Origin of the sequence: Kitasatospora sp. NPDC056184 (genome assembly GCF_042268405.1) — a bacterium.
In the GTDB taxonomy this organism is placed as follows: Bacteria; Actinomycetota; Actinomycetes; order Streptomycetales; family Streptomycetaceae; genus Kitasatospora.
The window spans coordinates 272619-295856 of the sequence record NZ_JBHJUI010000004.1 but is presented as its reverse complement, the minus strand read 5'-3'; the positions used below and the strand labels follow the sequence as shown (position 1 = coordinate 295856).

Genomic DNA, 23238 nt, shown 5'->3' with positions numbered 1-23238 from the left:
GAGCCCGGCACGACCGCGCTCGCGCGCCCGGCCCCGGAGCGGCGGTTGCGGCTCACCGGGCCGCCGCGTCCTCGGCCGGCCCGGCGTCGAGCCGCTGCCGCCCGACCACCCGGAGCAGCTCCAGGCGTTCGGCGCTCACGGTGCCGGGCGGAGCGGTGTGGACGAGCAGCAACTGGTCCTGGCCCGCGGCGGCCAGCACCTCGCAGTCCAGGTCGAGCCGGCCGACCACCGGGTGCAGCACCGTCTTGCGACCGCTTCGCCGCACGGCGACGTCGTGCCGCGCCCAGTGGGCGGCGAACTCCTCACCGGTGGCGAGCAGGCGCGTCACCAGCCGGCCGAGGTGCGCGTCCCCGGGACGGGCCGCGTGGGCGGCGCGCAGGTGGGCGACGTGCGCGCGGGCCAGCTCCTCGTGCTGTTCGGCGGGGAACCGGGCGCGGACGGCGGGCTCGGCGAACCAGCGCAGGACCACGTTGTACTGCTCCGACCGGCTCCGGGTGACATCGCCGAACAGAGCGGCGGCCATCGGGTTCTGGGCCAGGACGTCCCCCACGTCCGAGACCACCTGGGCCGGTATGTCGTGCAGCCGGTCCAGGATCAGCAGCAGGCCGGGCCGGACGTGGGTGAGCGGGGTGTGGCGGAGCGGCGGCCGGTGGCCGGCGAGGTGGAACAGGTGGTCCCGCTCGTCCTCGGTCAGCCGCAGGGCCCGGGCGAGGGCCGCGACCAGCTGCGGCGAGGGCTGCGGGCCCCGGCGCTGCTCCAGGCGCGCGTAGTAGTCCACCGAGAGCCCGGCGAGCTGCGCCACCTCCTCCCGGCGCAGGCCGGGTGTGCGGCGGCGGGCGCCGGGCGGCAGGCCGACGTCCGCGGGGGTGAGCCCTGCGCGGCGGCGGGTCAGGAAGTCGGCGAGGGCCGGTCGGTCGATCACCCTCCCATCCTCCGCCCCGCGCGGGCCGCCCAACCAGGGATCACCGGTCCCTGGTTGAGGAGGTCTCTGCCACCGCCGACGGTGCGCCGCCATCGTGGTGGCCGGGAGGGCGGCGCCGGACACGCCGGCGAACGGTCGCCGCCCCCGTCGATGAGCGACCACCTTTCCGGGAGTGAGGCAGTGATGACGACGTTTCTGGTGACGGGTTCCACCGGGCAGGTCGGCCGCCGGTTCGTACCGCGGCTGGCGCAGTGGGCCGGCCCGGGCGCGGTCCGGGTACTGGTGCGACGGACGGCACAGGCGGAGACGGCCACCGCCCTCGGTCTCCGGGCGGTCGTCGGCGACCTGCGGGAGCCGGCCGACCGGGCGCGGGCGCTGGAGGGCGTGGACGTGGTGGTGCACGTGGCCGCCGCGCTGCGCGGGGTGTCGGACGAGGAGGCCTTCGCGGTGAACCGGGACGCGGCCGTCGCCCTCGGGCGGGACGCCGTCGAGGCCGGGGTCCGGCGGTTCGTGCACACCAGCACCAATCTGGTCTACGGACGCGGGTCGGCCCGGCCCGCCGTGGAGGACGACCCGCTGGCCCCGGATCCGGCCTGGGGTGCCTACGCCGCTTCCAAGGCCGCGGCCGAGGAGGGGCTGCGCGCGCTCGGCGACCGGCTGCCGCTGGTCGTGGTCCGGCCCGCCTTCGTGTACGGCGAGGGCGACCCGCACCTCGCGGACGTGCTGGGCTGGGCCGGCCGCTGGCCCTCGCACCAGCGCCTGCCCGTGGTGCACCACGCCGACGTGGCGCGGGCGCTGTGGAGCGCGGCGGTGACCCCGGGGGTGGAGGGTCGCAGCTACAACGTGGCGGACGACGCACCGGTGACCGCCTGGGACCTGCACGGCATCAACGGCGCGCCCCACCCGGCGTCCTGGACCGACCCGGAGGCCCGCCGGACCGAGCCGTCCGGGCCCGCCGGGCCCGCCGACCCCTGGGAGGGCCAGGTCTCGACGACCGCGATCCGCCGCGAGCTGAACTGGCGCCCGCTGTACCCGTCGGTGTGGACGGCCCGCGACGCGGGCGCCCTGTAGACCGGCACCCGCGGAGCCCGGCCGCCGCGATCGCCGGGACGGGTGCCCCGCACCGGTCGGCGCTCGGTGCGGGGCACCCGTCCGTCAACCGCTCCCGGGATCAGCTCCGCGTGGACAGCGGCACCGTCATCTGCTTCATCCAGGTGCCGGTGGCGAAGTCGCGCGCCTTGATGACGACCCGGTCGCGGTACACGTCCACCTGGAGACCCTGGTTGAAGTGTCCGGGAACGGTGGCCTCGCCGCCCTGCCCGTTGTCGGCGAAACCCGTCTGCACGGCGCCGGTGTTGATCACCGAGAAGCCGTCGAGGTTGGCGGTGCCCGGCACGACGCGGCGGACGTACCAGTCGGAGAGGGTCAGGTCCCAGTGGGTGTGGCCACTGAAGAGGAACACGTCGCGGTGGCGCCCGAGGATGCCGAGGAGGCGGTCGGGCTGGAGGTAGTCGCTCAGGTAGATCTTGCTCCGGGTCCCGGAGACGGTGTTGGGCAGCGGGTGGTGGGTGACCACCATGACCGGCTTCCGGCGCCTTCCCCAGTACTGCAGACGGTCCTCCATCCACTGGAACTGCGCCTCACTGATCCACACCTCGTCCCACAGGGAGTTGTCGTGGTACTTCATGTAGCGCTCGGTGCCGAGGGTCAGGACCGGGATGCCGCCGAACGTCGTCTCCGCGTAGACCGCGGACCGCTTGGCGAACCGGTAGAAGCTGCGGAAGAGGGAGTCCTCGGTGGTCCCGTTGGGCCAGGTGCTCTGGGCGAGCGTGTTCGGGTCCGACCACTTGGGGACGTAGAACTCGTGGTTGCCGATGGCCCAGGCCACCTCGCGGGGCTTCGGGCCCTGGTCCAGCACCTTCTGCACGTCGGCGTACTCGAAGTCGTAGCCGCGCGGCGTGATGTCCCCGGCGACGGCCAGGCCCGAGGAGCGGGGGTTGGTGGCCCGGATGTCCTTGAGAGCCTGGGCGAAGTCGCCGAGGTCGCCCTGGATGTCGCTGATGACGTTGAACGTGGTCACGAGCCCCTCGCCGCCGTCGGCGGGTGCTGCCTGCGCGGTCCCCTGGGCGAGACCTCCGAGCACCAACGCGCCGGCGGTCGCGCCGAGAAGGGATCTGCGTTCCATGGTCTTTCCTTTCGACTGCGCGCAGGGGACGGTGCCACCTCCGCGCTTTGGACCAGACCCGTTATCATTACGCGATGAAGTGGGCGGCCAGGTGAACGCACACTGACGGGTGGTCGAGACCATTCAGCCCGAGCCTGCGTCAGCACGGCCGGACCCGCCAGGCCGCCGGGACCACGCGAGGTGGTCCCGGCGGCCTCGGCGCTAGCGGGCGGCGGGCGGTGCCGGGGCGTACCCGGCCGGCCGGGTGGTGAACGTGCCCCGGCCCTGGGTGCGGCTGCGCAGGGCGGTCGCGTAGCCGAACAGCTCGGCGAGCGGCACGACCGCCGTCACCACCGCCGTCCCGCCGCGCGGGGCCGAGCCCTGGACGCGGCCCCGGCGGGCGGCGAGGTCACCGAGGACACCGCCCACCGCCTCCTGCGGCACGGTCACCGTCACCTCGGCGACCGGCTCCAGGAGCACCATCCGGCAGGCCCGCAGCGCCTCGCGCAGCGCCAGCCGCCCGGCGGTGCGGAAGGCGAGCTCCGAGGAGTCCTTCGGGTGGGTGGCCCCGTCGGTCAGGACGACCCGCAGGCCGGTGACCGGGTGGCCGCCCAGCGGGCCGTCGGCGAGTGCGTCCCGGCAGCCCGCCTCCACCGCCTGGACGTACTCCTTCGGCACCCGCCCGCCGGTGACGGTGGACGCGAACACGAACCCTCCGCCCTCCTCCCCGGCCGCGCCGTCCGGCGCCGCCGCATCCGGCGTCGCCACGTCCAGCGGTGCCACGTCCAGCACCACGTGGGCGAACTGGCCGGCGCCGCCGTCCTGTTTGACGTGCCGGTGGACATGGCCGGCGACCCCGCGCTCCGCGGTCTCCCGGAGGGCGACCTGCGGACGGCCGACGGCCACCTCCAGTCCCTGCCGGCGGATCTTCTCCACCGCCACCTCCAGGTGCAGTTCACCCAGCCCGGACAGCACCCGCTGTCCGGTCTCCGGGTCGGTGCGGACGACCAGCGACGGGTCCTCCTCGACCAGCCGGGCCAGCGCGAGGGCCAGCCGGTCGGTGTCGACCGTGCGCCGCGCCTCGACGGCCACCGTCACCACCGGCGTCGCGGCCACGGCGGGCTCCAGGACCACCGGCGCGCCGGGCGCGCAGAGCGTCGCGCCGGTGCGCGCGGCCTTGACGCCGACCACCGCGACGATGTCGCCGGCGACGGCCGTCTCCGCCTCGACGTGGAGGTCGGCCTGCACCCGCAGGATCCGGGCGATCCGCTCGGTGCGGCCGCTGCCGGCGTCCAGCACGGTGTCCCCCTTGCGCAGCGTGCCCGCGTACAGGCGCAGATAGGTGAGCCGGCCGGAGGCACCGACGTTCACCCTGAACACCAGCGCGGTGAGCGGCCCGTCGGGATCGGCGGCCCGCTCCACCTCCTCGGCGCTCGCCTCCCCGGCACCTGCCGCGCCGCGCACCGCCGGAACGTCCAGCGGCGAGGGCAGGTAGGCCGTGACGGCGTCCAGCAGCGGCTCGATCCCGCGGTTGCGGTAGGCCGAGCCGCACAGCACCACCACGGCCTCGCCGCTGCGGGTGAGGTCCCGCAGGGCGGCGGCCAGGGTCGCGGTGGAGAGCGCCGCGTGCTCGACGTACTCCTCCAGGGCCGCCGGGTGGAGCCCGGCCACCGCCTCGTCCAGCAGCCCGCGCCGCCGCTCGGCCTCGGCCCGGAGCCCGTCGGGCACCGGCCCTTCCCGGAAGCCGTCCCCGTCGGGGCCGTCGTCCCAGGTCAGGGCACGCAGCGTCAGCAGGTCGACCACACCGGTGAAGCCGGCCTCCCGCCCGATCGGCAGCTGGACCGCGAGCGGGGCCGGGTGCAGCCGCTCCCGGATGGAGGCGACGGCCGCGTCCAGGTCGGCCCCGGCCCGGTCCAGCTTGTTGACGAAGGCGATCCGCGGCACGCCGTGCCGGTCGGCCTGGCGCCAGACGCTCTCGCTCTGCGGCTCCACGCCCGCGACGGCGTCGAACACCGCGACCGCCCCGTCCAGCACCCGCAGCGAGCGCTCGACCTCGTCCGCGAAGTCGACGTGGCCGGGGGTGTCGATGAGGTTGATCCGGTGACCGTCCCAGACACAGCTGACCGCGGCCGCGAAGATGGTGATGCCCCGCTCGCGCTCCTGCGGATGGCAGTCGGTGACGGTGGTGCCGTCGTGGACCTCGCCGCGCTTGTGGGTCTCGCCGGTCAGGTAGAGGACCCGCTCGGTGACGGTGGTCTTGCCCGCGTCCACGTGGGCGAGGATGCCCAGGTTGCGGACGGCGGCGATGGCGGTGGTACGGACGTCGGTGCGCATGGCCCGGTGCCTTTCGGAGCTCTCGGGATGAGGGGGGCAGCGCGATCGCGGCGACGGCGGCGACCGGCGGGGGTCCGCCGGCAACGGTGTCCTCGCTCCTGTGGCGGAGGCGTCAGACGGTCGTCGCACGCACCCGGTGCCGGCCGCGCAGCGGGCACCGGAGGGACGAGGACACCAGGATCACCTCGAACCGGGACGAGGGGACGACGGCAGCGGTGCGGTGGCGCACGACCGGTCCTCCCTCGACTCGTCACGGCGCGCGCCGCCGCCGGAACCCCGGGCGGCGCGCCTCTGGGTGCCGAGTGTAGGAACCGGCCCGCCCCGGGTCATCCGGTTTTCCCCACGGCCCGTCAGCAGCGGCGGCCGGCCCCGGGGTCCGCCCGGGGCTCGGCCGCCGGGGTCGGCCGCCGGGGCGAGGGCTCACCCCCGCCGCGACGGCACCGGCCGGCCCCGTGCGGCGGGTGTCCCGGGCACCGCCGGGGCCTTCGCGCGGGCGGCGCCCCGGGCCGGGCGGCCGAGGGCGACTCCGGCCAGGACCAGGAGCAGGCCGGCGATCTGGAGCGGGCCGAGGCCCTCGCCCGCCACCGCCGTGCCGAGCAGCACGCCGGTCAAGGGGTTGAGCAGGCCCACCAGGCCGACCGTCCCGGGCGGGAGGTGGCGCAGGCCGGTGAACCAGGCCGTGAAGGCCAGCGCGGTCGCCACCACCGCGGCGTAGCCGAAGGCGAGCAGCTCCCGCCCGGCGGGCACCGCCGGCGCGCCCTCGAACGCCGCCGCCAGGGGCAGCAGGACCAGCCCGCCGGCCACCAGCTGCCAGGCGGTGGTGGCGAGCACGTCCGGGCCGTCCCGCCAGCGACCGGCGAGCACGTAGCCGAGCGAGGAGACGAGCATCGCCGCCGCCGAGGCCGCCAGGCCGGGCAGGCCGACCGGTTCGGCCCGGGTCAGCAGCATCAGCCCCACCCCGCCCAGGCCGACCAGCGCCCCGAGCAGGTGGGCCCGGGCGGGACGGGCGGCGGTCAGTGCCCAGGCGATCAGCAGCATCGCGAGCGGCGAGGCCGCCATCACCGTGGCGGCGACGCTGGTGGCCAGCGACTGCGAGGCGACGTAGAGCAGGACGAAGAACCCCGCGGTGTTGAGCAGCCCGAGCAGCGCCGAGCGCCACCACCAGGCTCCGCGCGGGCGGCGCGGGCGCAGCGCCAGCAGGAGCAGGCCGGCCGGCAGGGCCCGCAGGGCGGCGCCCCACAGCGGGCGGTCGGGCGGGAGGAACTCGCGGGTGACGTAGTAGTTGGCGCCCCAGGCCACCGGTGCGACGGCGGTCAGCAGGACCCACCGGAAACTGGCTTCCATGGAAGACAATATAACTTCCACGGAAGCCATCCGGCTAGGATGGGGGCATGGAGCGCAGCCGAGACAGCCGTGCGACGGATCCGGCCCCGGACCACGTCGCCCTCATCCAGGCCGACTGGCGCCGCGAGCGGCCCGACCTCGACGTCTCCCCGCAGGCGGTGATCGGCCGGCTGCACCGGCTGGCCGGCCGCCTGACCGAGGAGCTCTGCCTGGTCTACGGCCGCTACGGGCTGGCCGAGGGCGAGTTCGACGTACTGGCCGCGCTGCGCCGGGCGGGCGCGCCGTTCGAGCGGGCGCCCGGGGAGCTGGCCGCCCGCACCATGGTCACCACCGGCGCCATGACCAAGCGGATCGACCGGCTGGAGCGGGCGGGCCTGGTCACCCGCCGCCGCAGCGAGGCGGACGGGCGCGGCCGGGTGGTCGCGCTCACCGAGGCGGGCCGCCGGCTGATCGACGAGGCGTTCACCGCCCACATGCGCAACGAGCACCGGCTGCTGGGCCTGCTCTCCGCCGAGGAGGCCGCCGCACTGGAGGGCCTGCTGACGGCGTGGCAGCAGCGGCTCGACCACCTCGGGCCCGGCGGAGGCGAAGCAGGGAAAACCGGATGATCCCACCGGATCCCGCACGATAGCGTCGCCGGATGACGAAACGGACCTGGGACCTCGTGCTGCTCGGCGGCGCCTCCGGAGTCGGCAAGAGCCTGGCCGCCGCCCGGATCGCGGCCGCGGAGGGCGCCTTCGTCGTCGAGTTCGACGACGTGGTCGCCGCCGTCCAGGAGCTCACCACGCCCGCGCAGCATCCCGGTCTGCACCACTTCGGCGACGGCACGGCGGCGGAGGAGCTGCCGCCCGAGCGGGTGCTGGAGCTCCAGATCGCCACCGCCGAGGCCCTGCGGCCGGCCCTGCTCGGCGTGGTGCGCAACCGGCTGACCGTGCCGGTCCCCGCCGTCGTCGAGGGCGACTACCTCACCCCGGCCGCCTGCGCCCGCGCGGTCGCGCTGGGACGGGCGGCCGGGCGGGAGGTGCGGGCGGTCTTCCTGCACGAGGGCGAGGCGGACCGGATCACCGCCAACTACGCGGCCCGCGAGCCGGGGAGCGGCGTGCAGGCGGACCGCGCCGAGGTCAGTGCCCGGTACTCGCACTGGCTCGCCGCCGAGGCCCGCCGGTACGCGCTCCCCGTGGTCGACTGCCGCCCGTGGTCCACGCTCGCCGACCGCGTGGACGGCGCCCTGGTCGCGGACGGCAGCGCGAGCGGCGGCACGGACGGCGACACGGACGGCGACACGGACGGCAGCGCGAGCGGCGACACGGGCGACACCGCGAGCAGCAGCGCGAGCGGCAGCGGTCAGATCAGCGTGTAGCCGCCGCTGCGGAAGGTCGAACCGACGTTGCTGCAGTAGGCGTACGACCAGACCCCGCCCGACCGGGTGGCCCCGTAGACCACCTGGTTGTTGGCGCAGACGGCCCACGCGTAGTAGCTGCGGGTGCCGTCGCAGGCCACGCCGTAGCTGACGTAGTTGCTGTACGTCGAACAGGCCGCCACCCGGGCGGGCGCGGCCGAGGCCGGGGCGGCGGCGAGGACCGGGACGGCGAGGGCGGCGGTGGCGGCGACGGCCGCGGCCGCGGTGCGGATGCTCATGGTGTTCCCCTCCGGTGGAGCTCGTTGACGAGGACGAGGTCGTGCGGGCTCCACTGTGCGCCCCCGGCGTGCACCGGAATCCGCAGCAGGACGGGAAACCGGGATCCTCACCTTCCGTGCCCGGACGCCCTGTTGTGTCATGTTCCCGCGACGAATGGGGCTTTTGTTCGCACGGCCGAACAGACCGGTTCACCATCGCGTGGCGTGACGGTCTTTCGTGGACGATTGACTGCCGTCGGCCTGGTGATCATGCCCCCGGGCCGCGCCGCTCGCGGCGCTCCACGCCGCCGACCGCGTCCTGCGCTCGCACCGGCGGCACGCACGTCCCGTCGCAGTACGAGGAGCTGAACCACCGATGTCACCGCCCGTCACCCCCACGACGACCGCCCCCGTTCCCGCCGCCGCGCCCGCGGCCCGCCGTCTCCGCCGCCCGGCCGCGGCGCTCGCGCTCTGCGCGCTCGTCGCCGCCGGCCTGCCCGCCCTCGCCCCCGCCACGGCCTGGGCCGCGCCCGGCGGACCGGCCGCCCCCGGCGCGAACGGCACCGCCGCCGACCCGGGCCTGGTGCTCGACCGCCCCGGCGAGTCGGTCGTCACCCGGCGCGAGGTCACCCCGATCGCCCCGGGGCTGACCATGACCGCCTTCGACCGGCTCGGCAGGACCGGCTGGATCCGCGGCAAGGTCCTGGTCGCCGACCTCGCCACCGAGGGCCTGAGCGTCGACTACCTGTCCTCCGGCCAGGTGACGACCCGCCAGACCGTCACCGACATGGCCCGGGGCGCCGGCGCGGTCGCCGCCGTCAACGGCGACTACTTCGACATGAACGCCTCCGAGGCGCCGCTCGGCGTCGGCGTCTCCCGCGAGGGCGGCCTCGTCCACGCCCCGATCGAGGGCTGGAACCAGGCCGTGACCGTCGGCGCCGACGGCCTGGCCCGGATGGCCGAGGTCTTCCTGGAGGGCCGCGCCACTCTGCCCGGCGGCCGCGAGCTGACCCTCAACGGCGTCAACACCTACGGCCTGCCCGCCGACGGCGTCGGCCTGTTCACCCCCGCCTGGGGCAAGGCCTCCCGCGCCAAGGTCGCCGACGGCTCCACGGAGGTCGTCGAGGTGGAGCTGCGCGACGGCCGGGTCACCGCCGTCCGCGACCAGCTGGGCGCCGCGGTGCCCGAGGGCTCCACCGTGCTGGTCGGCCGGGAGGCCGGCGCCCGCGCGCTGCGCGAGCTCGCGCCCGGCGACCGGGTCACCACCGGCTACCGGCCGCGCGCCTCCTTCGGCGAGGTCGCGGTGGCGGTCGGCGGCTACCAGGTGCTGGTCCGCGACGGCGTCGCCGAGCGGCCCGGCGAGAACGACGGCAACGAGCTCAACGCCCGTACCGCCGTGGGCTTCTCCGCCGACAACAAGCGGATGTACCTGGTCACCGTCGACGGCCGGCAGGCCGACAGCCCCGGCATCAGCCTGCCGGACCTCGCGGTGCTGATGCGGGACATGGGCGCGCGCAACGCGCTCAACATGGACGGCGGCGGCTCGGCCGCGATGGCCGCCCGGCTGCCCGGCACCGCTCGGGCCGGCACCGTCAGCAGCCCCTCCGACAACGGCGGGGAGCGCGCCGTCGCCAACGGGCTCGGCCTGTTCTCGGCGCCGGGCTCCGGCCTGGTCAAGGGCTTCCGGGTCCGCCCGGCGGAGGCCGTGGACACCGCGACCCGGGTCTTCCCCGGCCTGCACCGCACCGTCCGCGCGCTGCCGCACGACGAGACCTTCGGCCCGGTCACCGGCAGCACCCCGCCGGTCCGCTGGTCGGTGGCCAAGGACACCAAGGACGCCAAGGACAGCAAGGACGCCAAGCCCGGCAGCGTCGAGGTGTCCGCCAAGGGCACCGAGGCCGTCGTCACCGGCCGCACCTCCGGGCCGGCCGCCGTCACCGCCGCGGCCGACGGCGCCGAGGCCGGCACCCTGCCGCTGACCGTGCTCGGCGCGCCGGTGCGGATCACCGCCGGCACCGACCCGATCGGCCTGGAGGCCGCCGGCGCCACCGCCAAGATCGCCGTGACCGGCTACGACGCCCAGGGCCACACCGCCCCGGTCGAGGCCGCCGACCTCACCGTCACCGGCGGCGCCGGCGTGGTCGAGACCTCCGCCGCCGAGGACGGCTCGATCGCCGTCAAGGCGCTCACCGACGGCACCTCCGCCACCCTCAAGCTGACCGCGGGCGGCCTGGAGACGGCCGTCGCCGTCACCGTCGGCATGACCGAGAAGCCGTTCGCCGACTTCTCCGACGCGGCCGCCTGGAAGTCCGGCAACGACCGCGCGCCCGGCGGCGGCGTCGCCCCGGCCCCGGGCCACGACGGCGGCAAGGGCCTGCGCCTGACGTACGACTTCACCCAGTCGACCGGCACCCGCGGCCAGTACGCCATCGCCCCCGAGGGCATCGTGCTGCCCGGCCAGCCGCGCGCGATCACCCTGTGGATCGAGGGCGACGGCAACGGCGCCTGGCCGCGCATCCAGTACCGGACCGCCGCCGGCGTCACCGCCAACCTGGACGCGCCGATGGTCACCTGGACCGGCTGGCGGAAGGTGGAGTTCCCGATCCCGGCCGGCGTGCAGTACCCGCTGACCTTCCAGCGGTTCCGGCTGATGGAGACCGGCGCCGCCCGCTCCTACACCGGCGCGCTCACCCTGGCCGACCTGCGGGTCGAGGTGGCGCCGGACGTCGAACTGCCGGTGCGCCCGCGGGTCACCGACCCGGTGGTGCTCACCAACGGCACCGTGGACGGCAAGCCGCTTCGGGTCGCGGTGATGTCGGACGCCCAGTTCATCGCCCGCGCCCCGGAGAGCGACATCGTGCAGGCCGCCCGCCGCACGCTGCGCGACATCGCCGCCGCCAAGCCCGACCTGCTGGTCATCGCCGGCGACCTGGTCGACGAGGCGAGCCCGGCCGACTTCGCCCTCGCCCGCAAGGTGCTGGACGAGTTCGACCAGCTCACCGGCCGCTCCGTCCCCTGGCACTACGTGCCCGGCAACCACGAGGTGATGGGCCCCGGCACCATCGACAACTTCACGGCCGCCTTCGGCGCGACCAGCGAGGTGTTCGACGTCAAGGGCACCCGGTTCATCACCCTGAACAGCGCGCTCGGCTCCTTCCGGGCGAGCGGCTTCGACCAGATCGCCAAGCTGCGCACCACCCTGGACGCGGCCGCCCAGGACCCGTCCGTCACCGGTCTGCTGCTGTTCGACCACCACCCGACCCGCGACCCGCTGCCCGACCAGGGCAGTCAGCTCGGCGACCGCAAGGAGGCCGCCCTGGTCGAGCAGTGGCTGGCCGGCTTCCGCGCGGGCGGCAAGTCCGCCGCGATGATCAGCGGCCACGTCGGCGCCTTCCACGCGAGCAGCGTCGACGGCGTCCCGTACCTGATCAACGGCAACTCGGGCAAGGGCCCGGCCGCCGAGCCGGACCGCGGCGGCTTCACCGGCTGGACGATGCTCGGCATCAACCCGGCCGCCGGCAAGGTCACCGACCCGTACGCGGTGCCGGACGACGCCTCGGCCTGGCTGCGCGCCGAGGTGCGGGCCCGCGCCGACGCGGTGCAGCTGAGCGCCCCCGCCTCGCTCGGCCTGCTGGACTCCGTGCCGGTCAGCGCGACCTTCACCCAGGACGGCGAGCGGACCGTGCCGGTCGCCTGGCCGGTCACCGCCCGGTGGGGCGGCCAGGGCGTGCACATCGGCCCGGCCGCCGAGGCCCCGCGCGGCAGCGTCGCCGCCTACGACCCGGCCGCCCGCACGCTCACCGGCCTGCGGCCGGGCAGCGCGACGCTGACCGTCACCGTCGGCGGCGTGACGGCGGAGCGCAAGCTCACCGTCGGCTCCGTCCCGGCGTGCACCACCACGCTGCGCGGCACCCAGAAGAAGCTCGCGGTCACCTCCGGCGTCACCTGCCTGGACGGCGCGACGGTCACCGGCCCGGTGCTGGTCCAGCCGGGCGCGGCGCTGGTCGCCACCGGCTCGGTCTTCAAGGGCCCGGTCTCGGCCCGCGGCGCGGCGGCCTTCGTGCTGACCGACACCCAGGTGTCCGGCCCGGTCGCGGTGAGCGGCTCCACCGGGCAGGTCGCCCTGCTCTGGTCGACCGTCGACGGCCCGGCCCACCTGGCGCTCAACACCGGCGGCACCGCCGTCGCCGGCAGCACCGTGCGCGGTCCGCTGGACTGCGCGGGCAACACCCCGGCCCCCGGCAACGGCGGCCACGGCAACACCGTGAACGGCCCGAAGGGCGGCCAGTGCGGCGCCCTGTGACGCCGCCGTCCCGTTCCTGACCCCGGCCCGTGCGGCCGCCCCCGCCTCAACGGCGGCGGCCGCACGGGCCTTCGGCGTCCCGGCGCCTCACAGCCCCCAGAACTCCCCGCTCAGCCCCACCGACCGCAGGTACCCGGAGGCCTCGGCCGGCTCGCGCCGGGTGTACGGCGAGTCGAGCCGGCCCTCGTACCAGTGCGCGGCGAGCCGCCAGAGGGTGGCCAGGTCGAGCACCGCGCCCCGCCGGTTGCCGGTGGCCGCGAGCCAGGCGTCGACGCAGCCGGTGGAGCAGAACAGCCGCTGATGGGCGCAGGTGTGGACGACGTCCTCCCACATCCGGGCGGCGGGCACCAGGAAGTGCGCCACCTGCCCGCCCTCCGGCGGGGCCTGCCGGGTGACCGTCCAGGCGTGCGGGCGGTCGCAGGCCGGACAGGTGGTGGCGACCAGCGCCGGATCGGCGCCGGGGACGAGGTGGGGCAGCGCGAAGGAGTCCCAGGCGCAGCCGCCGAACCACAGGGTGGCGCCGGCCATCACCGAGAAGCCCAGCGGCACGGCCGAGAACGGGTGGGCCATGAGGATCGTGTCGTCCGGGCCGAGCGCGAGGTGCCGGGCCTCGGCGAGCCGGCGCAGGCCCGCGCGGACCTCCGCCTCGGTGGCGCCCAGGCCGGCGGCCAGCTCGTCGTGGCCGGGGGCGCGCCCGGTGGCGGCGAAGGCGCGGTGGACCGCGAGTCTCAGCTGTTCCGCCTCCATCGCGTCAGCCCGCCCGTCCGTCGTGGGCCTCCCGGTGCGCCAGCACCTCGGGCATGTTCTCCTCGGCCCAGTCCTTGATCGCCCGCAGCAGCGGGAGCAGTCCGGCGCCGAGCGGGGTGAGCGCGTAGTCCACCCGGGCCGGCACGGCCGCGGTGACCGTCCGGGTCAGCAGGCCGTCGCGCTCCAGGCCGCGCAGGGTCTGGGTGAGCATCTTCTCGCTGACCCCGGCGAGGCGGCGGCGCAGGTCGCTGTAGCGCTGCGGGCCGTCGGCCAGGGCGTTGACGATCAGGCTGACCCACTTGTCGCCGATCCGGTCCAGCAGCTGCCGGGCGGGGCACTCGGCGAGGTAGGCGTCGTAGCCGGCCCGGGCGGCCGCGCGGCGCTGGGCGGCGGTCGTGGTCGCCATCGGCTCTCCTCCCCGTGCGGTACGCACTCCCGGGTGCGTACTTCCTTGTGGAGAGCAACTCTCCCTAGGTTGGGGACCGTTGGCAAGCCCCGCCGCTCCCAGCGGGCGGCGCTTGATCCCCTGTCGCAAAGGAGAGCGCGATGCGCGCCGTGGTCGTCCGCCGGTTCGGCGGTCCGGAGGTCCTGGAGCTGGTCGAGGTGCCCGAGCCCGAGCCCGGACCGGGCCAGCTGCGGGTGCGGGTGGCGGCGGCCGGGGTCAACCCGGTGGACGCGGTGACCCGGGCCGGGGTGCTCGCGCAGGCCGGGCTGATGGCGCCGCGGGAGACCGTCGGGATCGGCTGGGACGTCGCCGGCACGGTGGAGCGGATCGGCCCCGGGGTGAACGGGTTCGCGGTCGGGGACGCGGTGATCGGGCTGCGCGACCGGCTGGACGTCCCGCTCGGCGGCTACGCCGACGCGCTGGTGCTGGACGCCGCGGCGCTCGCCCCCGCCCCGGAGGGCGTGCCGGCCGTCGAGGCGGCGACCCTGCCGCTCAACGGGCTCACCGCCGTCCAGGCCCTGGACCTGCTGGACCTGCCGGCCGGGGCGACGCTGCTGGTCACCGGTGCGGCGGGCGCGGTCGGCGGCTTCGCCGTGCAGCTGGCGGCGCGGCGCGGGCTGCGGGTGGTCGCGCTGGCCGACCGGCGGGACGCCGCGCAGCTGCGGGCGCTGGGCGCCGAGTGGCACGTGCCGCGCGGAGCCGCCGACCCGGCCGCCGAGGTGCGCGCCCTGGTGCCCGGCGGGGTGGACGGCGCGCTGGACGCGGCGCTGCTGGGGGTGGCCGCGCTCGGCGCGGTGCGCAACCGGGGCTCCTTCGTCGCCGTGTCGGCCGGCGCGGCGCCGCTCGGGCTGCGCGGGATCCGGGTCGCCCACGTCTGGGTGGCGGCGGACGGCGCCGCGCTCGCCGGGCTCGCGGCGCTGGCCGCGCGCCGGGAACTGGCGCTCCGGGTGGCGGACACCCTGCCGCTGGAGCGGGCCGAGGAGGCGCACCGCCGGTTGGCGCGGGGCGGTCTGCGCGGGCGGCTCGTCCTGGTGCCCTGACCGCCGCCGGCCGGGCCCGGAGCCCGCCGGGCGGTCCGCCGGGCGGTCCGCCGGGCCTCCGCGGCCTGGCATGATCGCAGGATGAACGACCGAATCATCGCCGCCTGCGACGGGGCGGCCAAGGGGAACCCGGGCCCGGCCGCCTGGGCCTACGTGGTGGCCGACGGCGCGGGGGCGCCGCAGCGCTGGCAGGCCGGCCCGCTCGGGCACAGCACCAACAACGTGGGCGAGCTCACGGCCCTGGAGCAGCTGCTGGCCGCCACGGATCCCGCCGTCCCGCTGGAGGTCCGGCTGGACAGCACGTACACCCGCGACGCGGTGACGAAGTGGCTGAAGGGCTGGAAGCGCAACGGCTGGAAGACCGCCGCGGGCAAGCCGGTGGCCAACCAGGAGCTGATCCAGCGGATCGACGGGCTGCTGGAGGGGCGGGACGTGAGCTTCGTCTACGTGCCCGCGCACCAGGTGGACGGCGACCCGCTGAACGCGATCGCCGACAAGGCCGCCAGCGACGCCGCCCGCACCCAGGAGGCGGCCGGCGGGACCGCCGCCGACCTGCCCGTCCCGGATCCGGCCGCGAGCGCCCCGGCGCGGAGCCGGCGCGCCCCGGCCGCGTCCGCCGCCAAGCGCCGGACCTCCGGCGGGTCCGGCGGGTCCGGCGGAGCACCGACGCTCTCCGCCCGCTTCCCCGGGACCTGCCCGTGCTCCCGCCCGTACGCCAAGGGCGAGAGGATCACCAAGGTGGGCGGCAGCTGGGGCCACCTGGAGTGCGCGGCCGCGCACTCCTGAGCCGGCCCGCCCCTCAGGAGGCGTCCGGCCCCCGGCCCGCGCGGCGGGCCCGGAGCCAGGCGACGCCGGCCGTCAGGCCGACCGCGCCGCCGACCCCGAGCTTCACGGCTCCCTTGGCGACCAGCCAGCCGAGGCCGGGGGCCGTCCAGCCCAGCCCGTGCAGCACGGCCAGCAGCAGCGCGCCGCCGCAGAGCGCGGCCAGCACCGTGACCGCCACGGCCGCGCCGACGGGCAGTTCGCGCTCCGCCGTGACCGGATCGTTCGTCCCCCGAGTGTCCATGGCGCGAGTCTACGGCCGGCTCCCACCGGGGCGGACCCCGCCGATCGGCGGCCGCGGTCCCCGGGGTCAGCGCCGGGAGTGGTGGGTGTCGCCGCCGTGTTCGCCGGTCTCGTGGTCGGGGAAGCTGACGGCGAGGGTGACCCGGTACTCGAAGACGTCGTCGCGGTGGCCGGGGACCCGTGCCCAGGCCAGGGAGTGCACCTCCGCCTCGGGCGCCTGCCGGCACCAGGCGGCGGCCTCCTCCAGCGCGCGGGCCGCCGACCGCCCCGTGCAGACCACGGCGGTGTACGCGGCCACCGCGAGGTCACCGCCGCTCCGGCCGTCTCTGGAGGCGGACCGGACGGCGGCGGCCGCCCGGCTCAGGTCACGGGCGAGGTCGTCGACCACCCGGGGCGGCGCGGGCAGGACGACCGGGGCCTCCGCCACGGTCTCCGGCAGGTTGGTGCTCATCTCTCAGGGCCTCCGTCCCTCGGGCATCCCCTTGGTCGCGCGCCCCGCCCCGTCCCGGGATCCGCATGATCACGGGCCCAGGATGCCGGGCCGCCGTTCCTGGCATGACCACTTTCACCAGAACGTCACCCGTCCGAGGAAGACGCCCTCCCCCGCTCGACACCGGCCCCACCGCACTGGTAGTGCGGCTCCTTCGTATCCGGGCAGGTCAGCCCGGCGCGGCCCCGGCGCCGCCGGGAGCCCGACCGCACGTGCGCGTACCACCCCCGTGCCCCGGACCGCCGTCCCGGCCTCCCGGGCGCGCCCGTCCCGCGACCCGTTCCGACCCGTGACCGAGCTGTCCAACTCCCGTAGCGCAAACGGGAACTACCGCGACGCCCCGGGCCGTAGGCTCCTGCCACGTCGCCGCCCGCCGCACCGGTGGGCGCCACCGGAGGGGGTTCCCTTGGACCGCAGCTCACCGATCACGTCCGTCCGCCGGTACGGCTGGCTGCCCGCGCTGGCCCTCGCGGCCGTCGCGGTGGCCGGCTGCTCCTCCTCGGGCGGCGGCTCGACGACGGCCGCCTCCTCGCCGGCCGCCGCCCCGACCGCCACCGGTGCCCCGAGCACCCCCGCGCCGGCCGCCACCACCGCCCCCGCCGGCACCCCGCCGGCCACCACCGCCCCTGCCACCGCCACCCCGGTGCCGACCGCCACCACCGGCGGTACGCCCGCCGGCGCCGGCAAGCGGCCCGCGGACGCCTGCACCCTGCTGACCTCCCCCCAGGTGGTCGCCGCCGTCGGCACCGGCGGGCCGTTCAGGGGCACCCACCCCGACCCGAAGGACGGCAAGCCGGTCTGGGGCTGCACCTGGGGCTCCCGGGAGTCCTTCGCCCACATCCGGGAGATGGACCGCGCCCTGTTCACCTCGCTGAAGACCAACCCCGACTACACCGCCACCCCGGTCCCCGGTGCGGGCCAGGACGCCTACCTGCTGCGGCGCAAGGACGGCCGCATGCCCGAGGTGAACTTCCTCGCCTCGGACGGCCAGGCGTACTCCGTCGAGGTGGTCAAGGACCGCGGACCGGACGACGACGTCAACGCCGACGCCGAGGCGGCCGCCGCCACCGGGCTGGCGCTGCTGCTCTCCAAGTCCGTCTAGGAACCGGGGAGCCGGCGAGCGCCGCCGCCCGGCGCAGCCGGTTCCCCCCGGGGCGTGAACGGGACGGGCACGGTGGTGCCGGGCGGATGCGGGTGCGGCACGGTCGTTCGCACAATGACGCCACGGCGCCGTTCTCCGTACTCCCCCGACAGCCAAGGCGGATCGCATGAGCCGATCTCACCCACCCGCGCGCCCCACCGGACCGGCCCCGACGCCGGCCTCCCCCCGACCGCACCCGGCCGTTCCCGGCTCCGCCCGACGGGCCCGGACCCCGCGGTCCGCGGCGGCCCTGCTCTCCGGGTTCGCCCTCCTCGCCCCGGCGCTCGCCGCCGGCACGCTCGGCGGCGCGGCCCCCGCCCGGGCCGACAATCCGACCGTCTCCCTCAACGGCCTGCGCACCGCCTGGGACGCCGCCGAGCCCGGTCTCGCGCCGGCCAAGGTGTCCGCCGCCGACTTCGGCCGCCGCTGGTCGACCGCCGTGGACGGCGCGGTGTACGCCCAACCGCTGGTCGCCGGCTCGACCGTGATCGTCGCCACCGCGACCAACCACGTCTACGGCGTCAACGCGGCCGACGGCCGGATCCTGTGGCAGCGCGCGCTCGGCACCCCGGTGGCCTCCTCCTCCGCCTGCCTCTCCCCCGGCACCGGCATCGTCTCCACCCCGGTCTACGACCAGGCGACCAGGACGGTCTACCTGGTGTCCAAGGAGAGCGAGGGGGGCGCGCACTTCTCGGTGCACGCCCTGGACTCCGGCTCGGGCGCCGAGCGCAGCGGCTGGCCGGTCACCGTCCAGGGCGCGCCGGTGAACAGCCCGGGCGTGCCGTTCAACCCGGCCACCTCCGCCCAGCGGGCCGGACTGCTGCTGCTGGACGGCGCGGTCTACTTCGGGTTCGCCTCGGACTGCGGGATCGGCACGTACGTCGGCACCGTCGCGGGCGTCAACACCGGCACCCGCAAACTCACCCTCTGGTCCACCGAGTCCGGCTCCGCCTCGCAGAACGCGGGGGTCTGGATGAGCGGCGGCGGCCTGGTCTCGGACGGCTCCGGGCGGATCTTCGTGGCGACCGGGAACGGCGCCGGCGAGGGCTCCTCCCCGCTGAAGGGCCCCGGCGACCGGCCCGGCGGCCACTTCGCCGAGTCCGTCGTCCGGTTGGGCGTCGCCGCCGACGGCAGCCTCGCCCCGAAGGACTTCTTCAGCCCCACCAACAACCGGGAGATGGACCACGGCGACGTGGACCTCGGCTCCGGCGCCCCGACCGCCCTGCCGTCCGGCTTCGGGTCCGCCGCGCACCCGCACCTCATGGTGCAGGTCGGCAAGGACGGCCGGATCTTCCTGCTCGACCGCGACCGGCTGGGCGGCATGGGCCAGGGCCCGAACGGCACCGACGGCGTCGTCGGCACCACCGGCCCGTTCAAGGGGGTCTGGGGCCACCCGGGCGTCTGGGGCGGCGACGGCGGCTACGTCTACCTGGTCGAGAACTACGGCTCGCTGCGCGCCCTCAAGTACGCGGTGAACAGCGCCGGGAACCCGCAGTTGACGAGCGCCGCGACGAGCACCGAGGGCTTCGGCTACGCCTCCGGCTCCCCCGTCGTCACCTCCAACGGGACGGCGACCGGCTCGGCCCTGGTCTGGACGATCTACTCCGGCACCGGCCCGGGCGGCCAGAACGGCGAACTGCGGGTCTACGACGCGCTTCCGGTCAACGGCACGCTCAAGCTCCGGCGCAGCTTCCCGCTCGGCACGGTGACCAGGTTCTCGGTGCCCGCGACGGACGGCGGGCGGGTGTTCGTCGGTACCAAGGACGGCCATCTGCTGGCGTTCGGCCGCTCCGGCTGACCCCGCCCGGGGCTCCCCGGACACCCCGGGGCCCGCCCGACACGTCCCGGACGGGCCCGCTCGACACGGCACTGCCCGACCGGCGCACCCGACACCGGTTCTCCCGCCCGGGCCCGACCCGACCCGGCCGCGGAGCCCGTCGCGTCACCCTTTCGAGCGCGATTGTCCCGCGATCGCGCGGGTTGGACCGGCGGGCGGGCCCGGCGGCTCGTAGCGTCCTGCTCCAGGGGCCGCCAGGCCCCGAACCCCCGCTTCACCGAGGAGGGCAACTCCCATGAAGTCCACGCTCACTTCCCAGCTCCCCGCCACCACCGCCGGCGCCGCGCCGACCGCTCCGGCGGCCCCGGCCAAGCCCGTCTGGTCCGCCCCCGCGGTGGAGTGCCACCGCACCGGCGCCGAGGTCACCGCGTACGCCGCGCGGACCACTCGGTGACCCACGCCCCCACCACCGCGTCGACCCGCGAGGAGTTCGCGGCCAGGCTGTACGGCCTGCGGGGACGGTACTGGGACACCCATCCGTTCCATCTGCGCCTGCACTCCGGCGGCTGCACGCCGCCGGAGCTGCGGCGCTGGGTCGCCAACCGCTGGTACTACCAGCTGGTCCTGACCCGGAAGAACGCCGCGATCATCGCCAACTGCCCGCTGCCGGAGGTCCGCCGGGAGTGGACGCGGCGGCTCGGCCACCAGGACGGCCCGCACGAGGGCGAGGGCGGGCTGGCCGACTGGCTGGTGCTCGCCGAGGCCGTCGGCCTGGACCGGGCCGAGGTGCTGGACGAGCGGCACGTGGCGCGCGGCGTGCGCTTCGCCGTCGACGGCTACCTGCAGTTCTGCCGGACCCGGCCGTGGACCGAGGGGGTGGCCGCGGCGCTGACCGAGATGTTCTCGCCCGACCACATGGCCGAGCGGGTGATCGCCTGGCAGAAGCACTACGAGTGGATCGACCCGGCCGGCTACGCCTACTTCGAGCACCGGATCCCCGACGCCCGCCGGGACAGCGCGCAGACCCTCGACCTGGTGCTGGACCACTGCGTGACGGCCGAGCAGCAGCGGGCCGCCGTGGACGCGCTCGCCTTCAAGTGCGAGGTGCTGCGCGCGATGCTCGACGCCGTCGACTACGGGACGGAGACCGCCGCCACAGCAGGCGCCGCCGCACCGGCGGACCTCGCGGTGCCCGCCGGGACCGCCCGGTGAACGCCGCACCCGCCGCCGCGGCCCCCGGGCTGCGGCGCGGGGTGCGGCTCGTCGACGACCCGGTCCGCCGGCAGGCCGCCCTGCTCTACCCGGAGGGCGTGCTGCTGCTCAACGCGACCGCCGCCGCCGTGCTGCGGCACTGCGACGGGCGGCGCGACGCCGGCCGGATCACCGCCCGGCTCGCCGAGGAGTACGAGGGCGTGGACGCCGGCCAGGTACTGGCCCTGCTGGCCGACCTCGCCGAACGCCGGCTGCTCGCCCTCGACGGAACCGGCGCTCCGGCGGAGCCCCACCCGGCGGCCGGACTGCCCGGCGCCGCCGCCGGCCGGCGGGCACCCGCCCCGCTCGGGCTGGTCGCCGAACTCACCCACCGCTGCCCGCTGCGGTGCACCTACTGCGCGAACCCTGTCGAACTCACCCGGCAACGGGACGAGTTGGACACCGAACAGTGGCTGCGCATCCTCGACCAGGCGCGCGGCCTCGGCGTGCTGCAGGTCCACCTCACCGGTGGCGAACCGCTGCTCCGCCGCGATCTGGCCGCCATCGTCGCGCACGCCCGCGGGCTCGGCCTCTACACCAACCTGATCACCAGCGGACTGCCGCTGGACGCCGCCCGCGCCGCCGAACTCGCCGCGGCGGGCCTGGACCACGTCCAGCTCTCCGTCCAGGACGCCGATCCGCAGCGGGCCGACGCCGTCGCCGGGCTCACCCGGTCGGCCGGGCCCACCGGCCACGCCCGCAAGCTCGCCGCGGCCGCCCTGCTCACCGGCGCCGGACTGCCGCTCACCGTCAACGCGGTGCTGCACCGCGGCAACCTCGCCCGCCTCGGCGCCATCGCCGACCTCGCCGTCGAGCTGGGCGCCGACCGGGTCGAGCTCGCGCACACCCAGTTCTACGGCTGGGCCTGGGCCAACCGGGCCCACCTCGCACCCGGCGACGAGGAGGTCCGCCGGGCCGAGCGGGACGTCGCCGAGGCCCGGGCACGGCACGGCGACCGGATCGAGATCACCCACGTGGCCGCCGACCACCACGGCGGCACCGCGAAGCCGTGCATGAACGGCTGGGGCCGCGAACAGCTCGTCGTCGCACCGGACGGCGCCGTCCTGCCCTGCCTGGCCGCCGCCCAACTGCCGGGCCTGACGGTGCCGAACGCGGTGACCGACGGCCTGGCCGCGAGCTGGCACGACTCGCCCGCCTTCAACCGCTACCGCGGCACCGACTGGATGCCGGAGCCCTGCCGCAGCTGCGAGCTGCGCGAGCAGGACCACGGCGGCTGCCGCTGCCAGGCCTTCCAGTTCACCGGCGACCCGGACGTCACCGACCCCGCCTGCCGGTTCTCCCCGCACCACCACCTGGTGCGGGCGCAGACACCGGGAGCCGCACCGGAGGCCGCACCGGACCCGGTGCCGCGCCGGTTCACCGCCGCCGTGCCGCCCGTCCCCGACCCGGCCTGAGGAGCACCCGCTGAAGATCCGGATCCTCGGCACCGCCGCCGGCGGCGGCCTGCCCCAGTGGAACTGCGGCTGCGAGGGCTGCGCCACCGCCCGGCGCACCGGCGCCGTCCGCAGCCAGGACTGCCTGGCGGTCAGCGCCGACGGCTCCGCCTGGTACCTGGTCAACGCCTCCCCCGACCTGCGCTCCCAGCTGCTCGCCGCCCCCGAGCTGGCGCCCCCGCCGGGCACCCGGGCCACCCCGCTGCGCGGCGTCCTGCTCACCAGCGGCGAACTCGACCACACCCTGGGCCTGGTGACCCTGCGGGAGGCCGCCGAGCTGTCCGTGCACGCCACCGCGCCGGTCCGCACCGCGCTCCACGAGGCGTTCCCGGTCGGCCCGCTGCTGGCCCCCTACACCAAGGCGCGCTGGCACACCGTCGCCGCGGGGCAGCCGGTCGAACTGGCCGGCGGCCTGGTCGCCGAGCCGCTGGCGCTCGGCGGCAAGCGCCCCCGGTACGCCGCCGACCCGGCCGGCCTCCCGGCGGGCGACCCGGCCGCCGAGCGGGCGGACTGGGTGGTCGGCTACCGCTTCACCGAGGCGGGCGGCCGGGCCCGCGCCGTCTACGCGCCCGGCCTCGCCGCCTGGACGCCCGCCCTCGACCGGGCGGTGGCCGACGCCGACGTGGTGATCCTGGACGGCACCTTCGCCACCGACGACGAACTCGCCGAACGCACCGGCGGCGCCCGCACCTCGCGCGGCATGGGCCACCTGGCGGTCGCCGACTCGCTCCCCCACCTGGTCCGCCGGCCGGGACCGCGCTACCTCTACACCCACCTCAACAACACCAACCCGCTGGCCCACCGGGGTTCACCGGAGGCCGCCGCCCTGGCGCCGGCGCTGGCGGCGGCGGGCGCGGCCGTCGCCGAGGACGGGACGCTGCTCGACCTGTGACGCCCCTCCGGCCCCGATCGGCCGCCGAGCGACCCCGAGCGACCCCGAGCGGCCCTGATCGGCCGCCCGAGCGGGCACGGTCGACCGCCCGATCGCGCCGGGTCGAACCGCAACACCGTCCGTTCACCCGGCGGTGGCGCCCCGGATCGCCGCAGGCCACCGAGGCCCTGTCAGATCGTCGTGATACTAATCATTCCGGTAGCGAGAAACTGTCATGCACCGGCAGGCACGATGGTGACAGCCCGTCCGTTC

Annotated in this window: 21 protein-coding genes; 12 read left to right on the top strand and 9 right to left on the bottom strand. The window is 76.4% G+C overall.

The window, feature by feature from the left end; translation table 11 throughout:
- Positions 1 to 52 precede the first annotated feature (52 nt).
- Positions 53 to 919 carry a helix-turn-helix transcriptional regulator gene (locus ACFC0B_RS11250; RefSeq protein ID WP_376085109.1) on the bottom strand — a complete coding sequence of 289 codons (867 nt, stop codon included), beginning with the start codon at positions 917 to 919 and terminating at the stop codon, positions 53 to 55.
- A 186-nt stretch (positions 920 to 1105) separates the two neighbouring features.
- Between ACFC0B_RS11250 and ACFC0B_RS11245 the strand changes: the two genes are divergently transcribed.
- Positions 1106 to 1993: an NAD-dependent epimerase/dehydratase family protein gene (locus ACFC0B_RS11245; RefSeq protein WP_376084837.1), complete on the top strand. Its 888-nt coding sequence runs from the start codon at positions 1106 to 1108 to the stop codon at positions 1991 to 1993.
- A gap of 100 nt (positions 1994 to 2093) precedes the next feature.
- Here the strand turns inward: ACFC0B_RS11245 and ACFC0B_RS11240 are convergent, their stop codons facing one another.
- The 3 genes from ACFC0B_RS11240 to ACFC0B_RS11230 all read right to left on the bottom strand — a co-directional run bounded on the left by ACFC0B_RS11240 (position 2094) and on the right by ACFC0B_RS11230 (position 6764).
- A complete protein-coding gene (locus ACFC0B_RS11240; RefSeq protein ID WP_376084835.1) occupies positions 2094 to 3107 on the bottom strand; it encodes a metallophosphoesterase family protein in 1014 nt (337 codons plus the stop codon).
- 201 nt (positions 3108 to 3308) lie between these two features.
- Positions 3309 to 5420: an elongation factor G gene (gene fusA / locus ACFC0B_RS11235; RefSeq protein ID WP_376084833.1), complete on the bottom strand. Its 2112-nt coding sequence runs from the start codon at positions 5418 to 5420 to the stop codon at positions 3309 to 3311.
- Between the two features lie 420 nt (positions 5421 to 5840).
- The gene (locus tag ACFC0B_RS11230; RefSeq protein WP_376084831.1) at positions 5841 to 6764 is read right to left on the bottom strand and encodes a DMT family transporter; all 924 of its coding nucleotides are present in this window, start codon (positions 6762 to 6764) and stop codon (positions 5841 to 5843) included.
- Positions 6765 to 6811: 47 nt separating this feature from the next.
- Between ACFC0B_RS11230 and ACFC0B_RS11225 the strand changes: the two genes are divergently transcribed.
- Together ACFC0B_RS11225 and ACFC0B_RS11220 are read left to right on the top strand one after the other, a co-directional pair.
- A complete protein-coding gene (locus ACFC0B_RS11225; RefSeq protein ID WP_376084829.1) occupies positions 6812 to 7372 on the top strand; it encodes a MarR family winged helix-turn-helix transcriptional regulator in 561 nt (186 codons plus the stop codon).
- 32 nt (positions 7373 to 7404) lie between these two features.
- Positions 7405 to 8124, top strand: a complete 720-nt coding sequence (locus ACFC0B_RS11220; protein WP_376084827.1) for an AAA family ATPase — start codon at positions 7405 to 7407, stop codon at positions 8122 to 8124.
- On the opposite strand, the gene ACFC0B_RS11215 is transcribed toward ACFC0B_RS11220, so the two are convergent.
- Positions 8109 to 8402 (bottom strand): hypothetical protein, encoded by a 294-nt coding sequence (locus ACFC0B_RS11215; protein WP_376084825.1) that lies wholly within the window; start codon positions 8400 to 8402, stop codon positions 8109 to 8111. The genes ACFC0B_RS11220 and ACFC0B_RS11215 overlap by 16 nt on opposite strands.
- A gap of 355 nt (positions 8403 to 8757) precedes the next feature.
- Between ACFC0B_RS11215 and ACFC0B_RS11210 the strand changes: the two genes are divergently transcribed.
- Complete coding sequence (locus ACFC0B_RS11210; RefSeq protein ID WP_376084823.1) at positions 8758 to 12684, top strand: phosphodiester glycosidase family protein; 3927 nt, start codon at positions 8758 to 8760, stop codon at positions 12682 to 12684.
- A gap of 87 nt (positions 12685 to 12771) precedes the next feature.
- Here ACFC0B_RS11210 and merB read toward each other — a convergent pair whose 3' ends face one another.
- The gene (gene merB, locus ACFC0B_RS11205; protein WP_376084821.1) at positions 12772 to 13431 is read right to left on the bottom strand and encodes an organomercurial lyase; all 660 of its coding nucleotides are present in this window, start codon (positions 13429 to 13431) and stop codon (positions 12772 to 12774) included.
- 4 nt (positions 13432 to 13435) lie between these two features.
- A complete protein-coding gene (locus ACFC0B_RS11200; protein ID WP_376084820.1) occupies positions 13436 to 13837 on the bottom strand; it encodes a winged helix-turn-helix transcriptional regulator in 402 nt (133 codons plus the stop codon).
- A gap of 140 nt (positions 13838 to 13977) precedes the next feature.
- On the opposite strand from ACFC0B_RS11200, the gene ACFC0B_RS11195 reads away from it, so the two are divergent.
- Positions 13978 to 14916: an NADP-dependent oxidoreductase gene (locus ACFC0B_RS11195; protein ID WP_376084818.1), complete on the top strand. Its 939-nt coding sequence runs from the start codon at positions 13978 to 13980 to the stop codon at positions 14914 to 14916.
- 81 nt (positions 14917 to 14997) lie between these two features.
- Positions 14998 to 15702: a ribonuclease H gene (locus ACFC0B_RS11190; RefSeq protein ID WP_376084816.1), complete on the top strand. Its 705-nt coding sequence runs from the start codon at positions 14998 to 15000 to the stop codon at positions 15700 to 15702.
- 13 nt (positions 15703 to 15715) lie between these two features.
- Here ACFC0B_RS11190 and ACFC0B_RS11185 read toward each other — a convergent pair whose 3' ends face one another.
- Entirely contained in the window at positions 15716 to 15982 is a 267-nt protein-coding gene (locus ACFC0B_RS11185; protein WP_376084814.1) for a hypothetical protein, read from the bottom strand.
- A 66-nt stretch (positions 15983 to 16048) separates the two neighbouring features.
- A complete protein-coding gene (locus ACFC0B_RS11180) occupies positions 16049 to 16432 on the bottom strand; it encodes a hypothetical protein (RefSeq protein ID WP_376084812.1) in 384 nt (127 codons plus the stop codon).
- A gap of 445 nt (positions 16433 to 16877) precedes the next feature.
- On the opposite strand from ACFC0B_RS11180, the gene ACFC0B_RS11175 reads away from it, so the two are divergent.
- The 6 genes from ACFC0B_RS11175 to pqqB all read left to right on the top strand — a co-directional run bounded on the left by ACFC0B_RS11175 (position 16878) and on the right by pqqB (position 22986).
- Complete coding sequence (locus tag ACFC0B_RS11175) at positions 16878 to 17573, top strand: hypothetical protein (protein ID WP_376084810.1); 696 nt, start codon at positions 16878 to 16880, stop codon at positions 17571 to 17573.
- A 166-nt stretch (positions 17574 to 17739) separates the two neighbouring features.
- Entirely contained in the window at positions 17740 to 19410 is a 1671-nt protein-coding gene (locus ACFC0B_RS11170) for a PQQ-binding-like beta-propeller repeat protein (protein ID WP_376084809.1), read from the top strand.
- A 274-nt stretch (positions 19411 to 19684) separates the two neighbouring features.
- Entirely contained in the window at positions 19685 to 19843 is a 159-nt protein-coding gene (pqqA, locus tag ACFC0B_RS11165) for a pyrroloquinoline quinone precursor peptide PqqA (protein WP_376084808.1), read from the top strand.
- Complete coding sequence (gene pqqC / locus ACFC0B_RS11160; protein ID WP_376084806.1) at positions 19840 to 20601, top strand: pyrroloquinoline-quinone synthase PqqC; 762 nt, start codon at positions 19840 to 19842, stop codon at positions 20599 to 20601. Before pqqA ends, pqqC begins: the two co-directional genes overlap by 4 nt.
- Positions 20598 to 22055: a pyrroloquinoline quinone biosynthesis protein PqqE gene (pqqE, locus tag ACFC0B_RS11155; protein WP_376084804.1), complete on the top strand. Its 1458-nt coding sequence runs from the start codon at positions 20598 to 20600 to the stop codon at positions 22053 to 22055. Before pqqC ends, pqqE begins: the two co-directional genes overlap by 4 nt.
- Positions 22056 to 22065: 10 nt before the next feature.
- On the top strand, positions 22066 to 22986 hold the full coding sequence (gene pqqB / locus ACFC0B_RS11150) for a pyrroloquinoline quinone biosynthesis protein PqqB (RefSeq protein ID WP_376085107.1): 921 nt from the start codon (positions 22066 to 22068) through the stop codon (positions 22984 to 22986).
- The last annotated feature ends 252 nt before the right edge of the window (positions 22987 to 23238 follow it).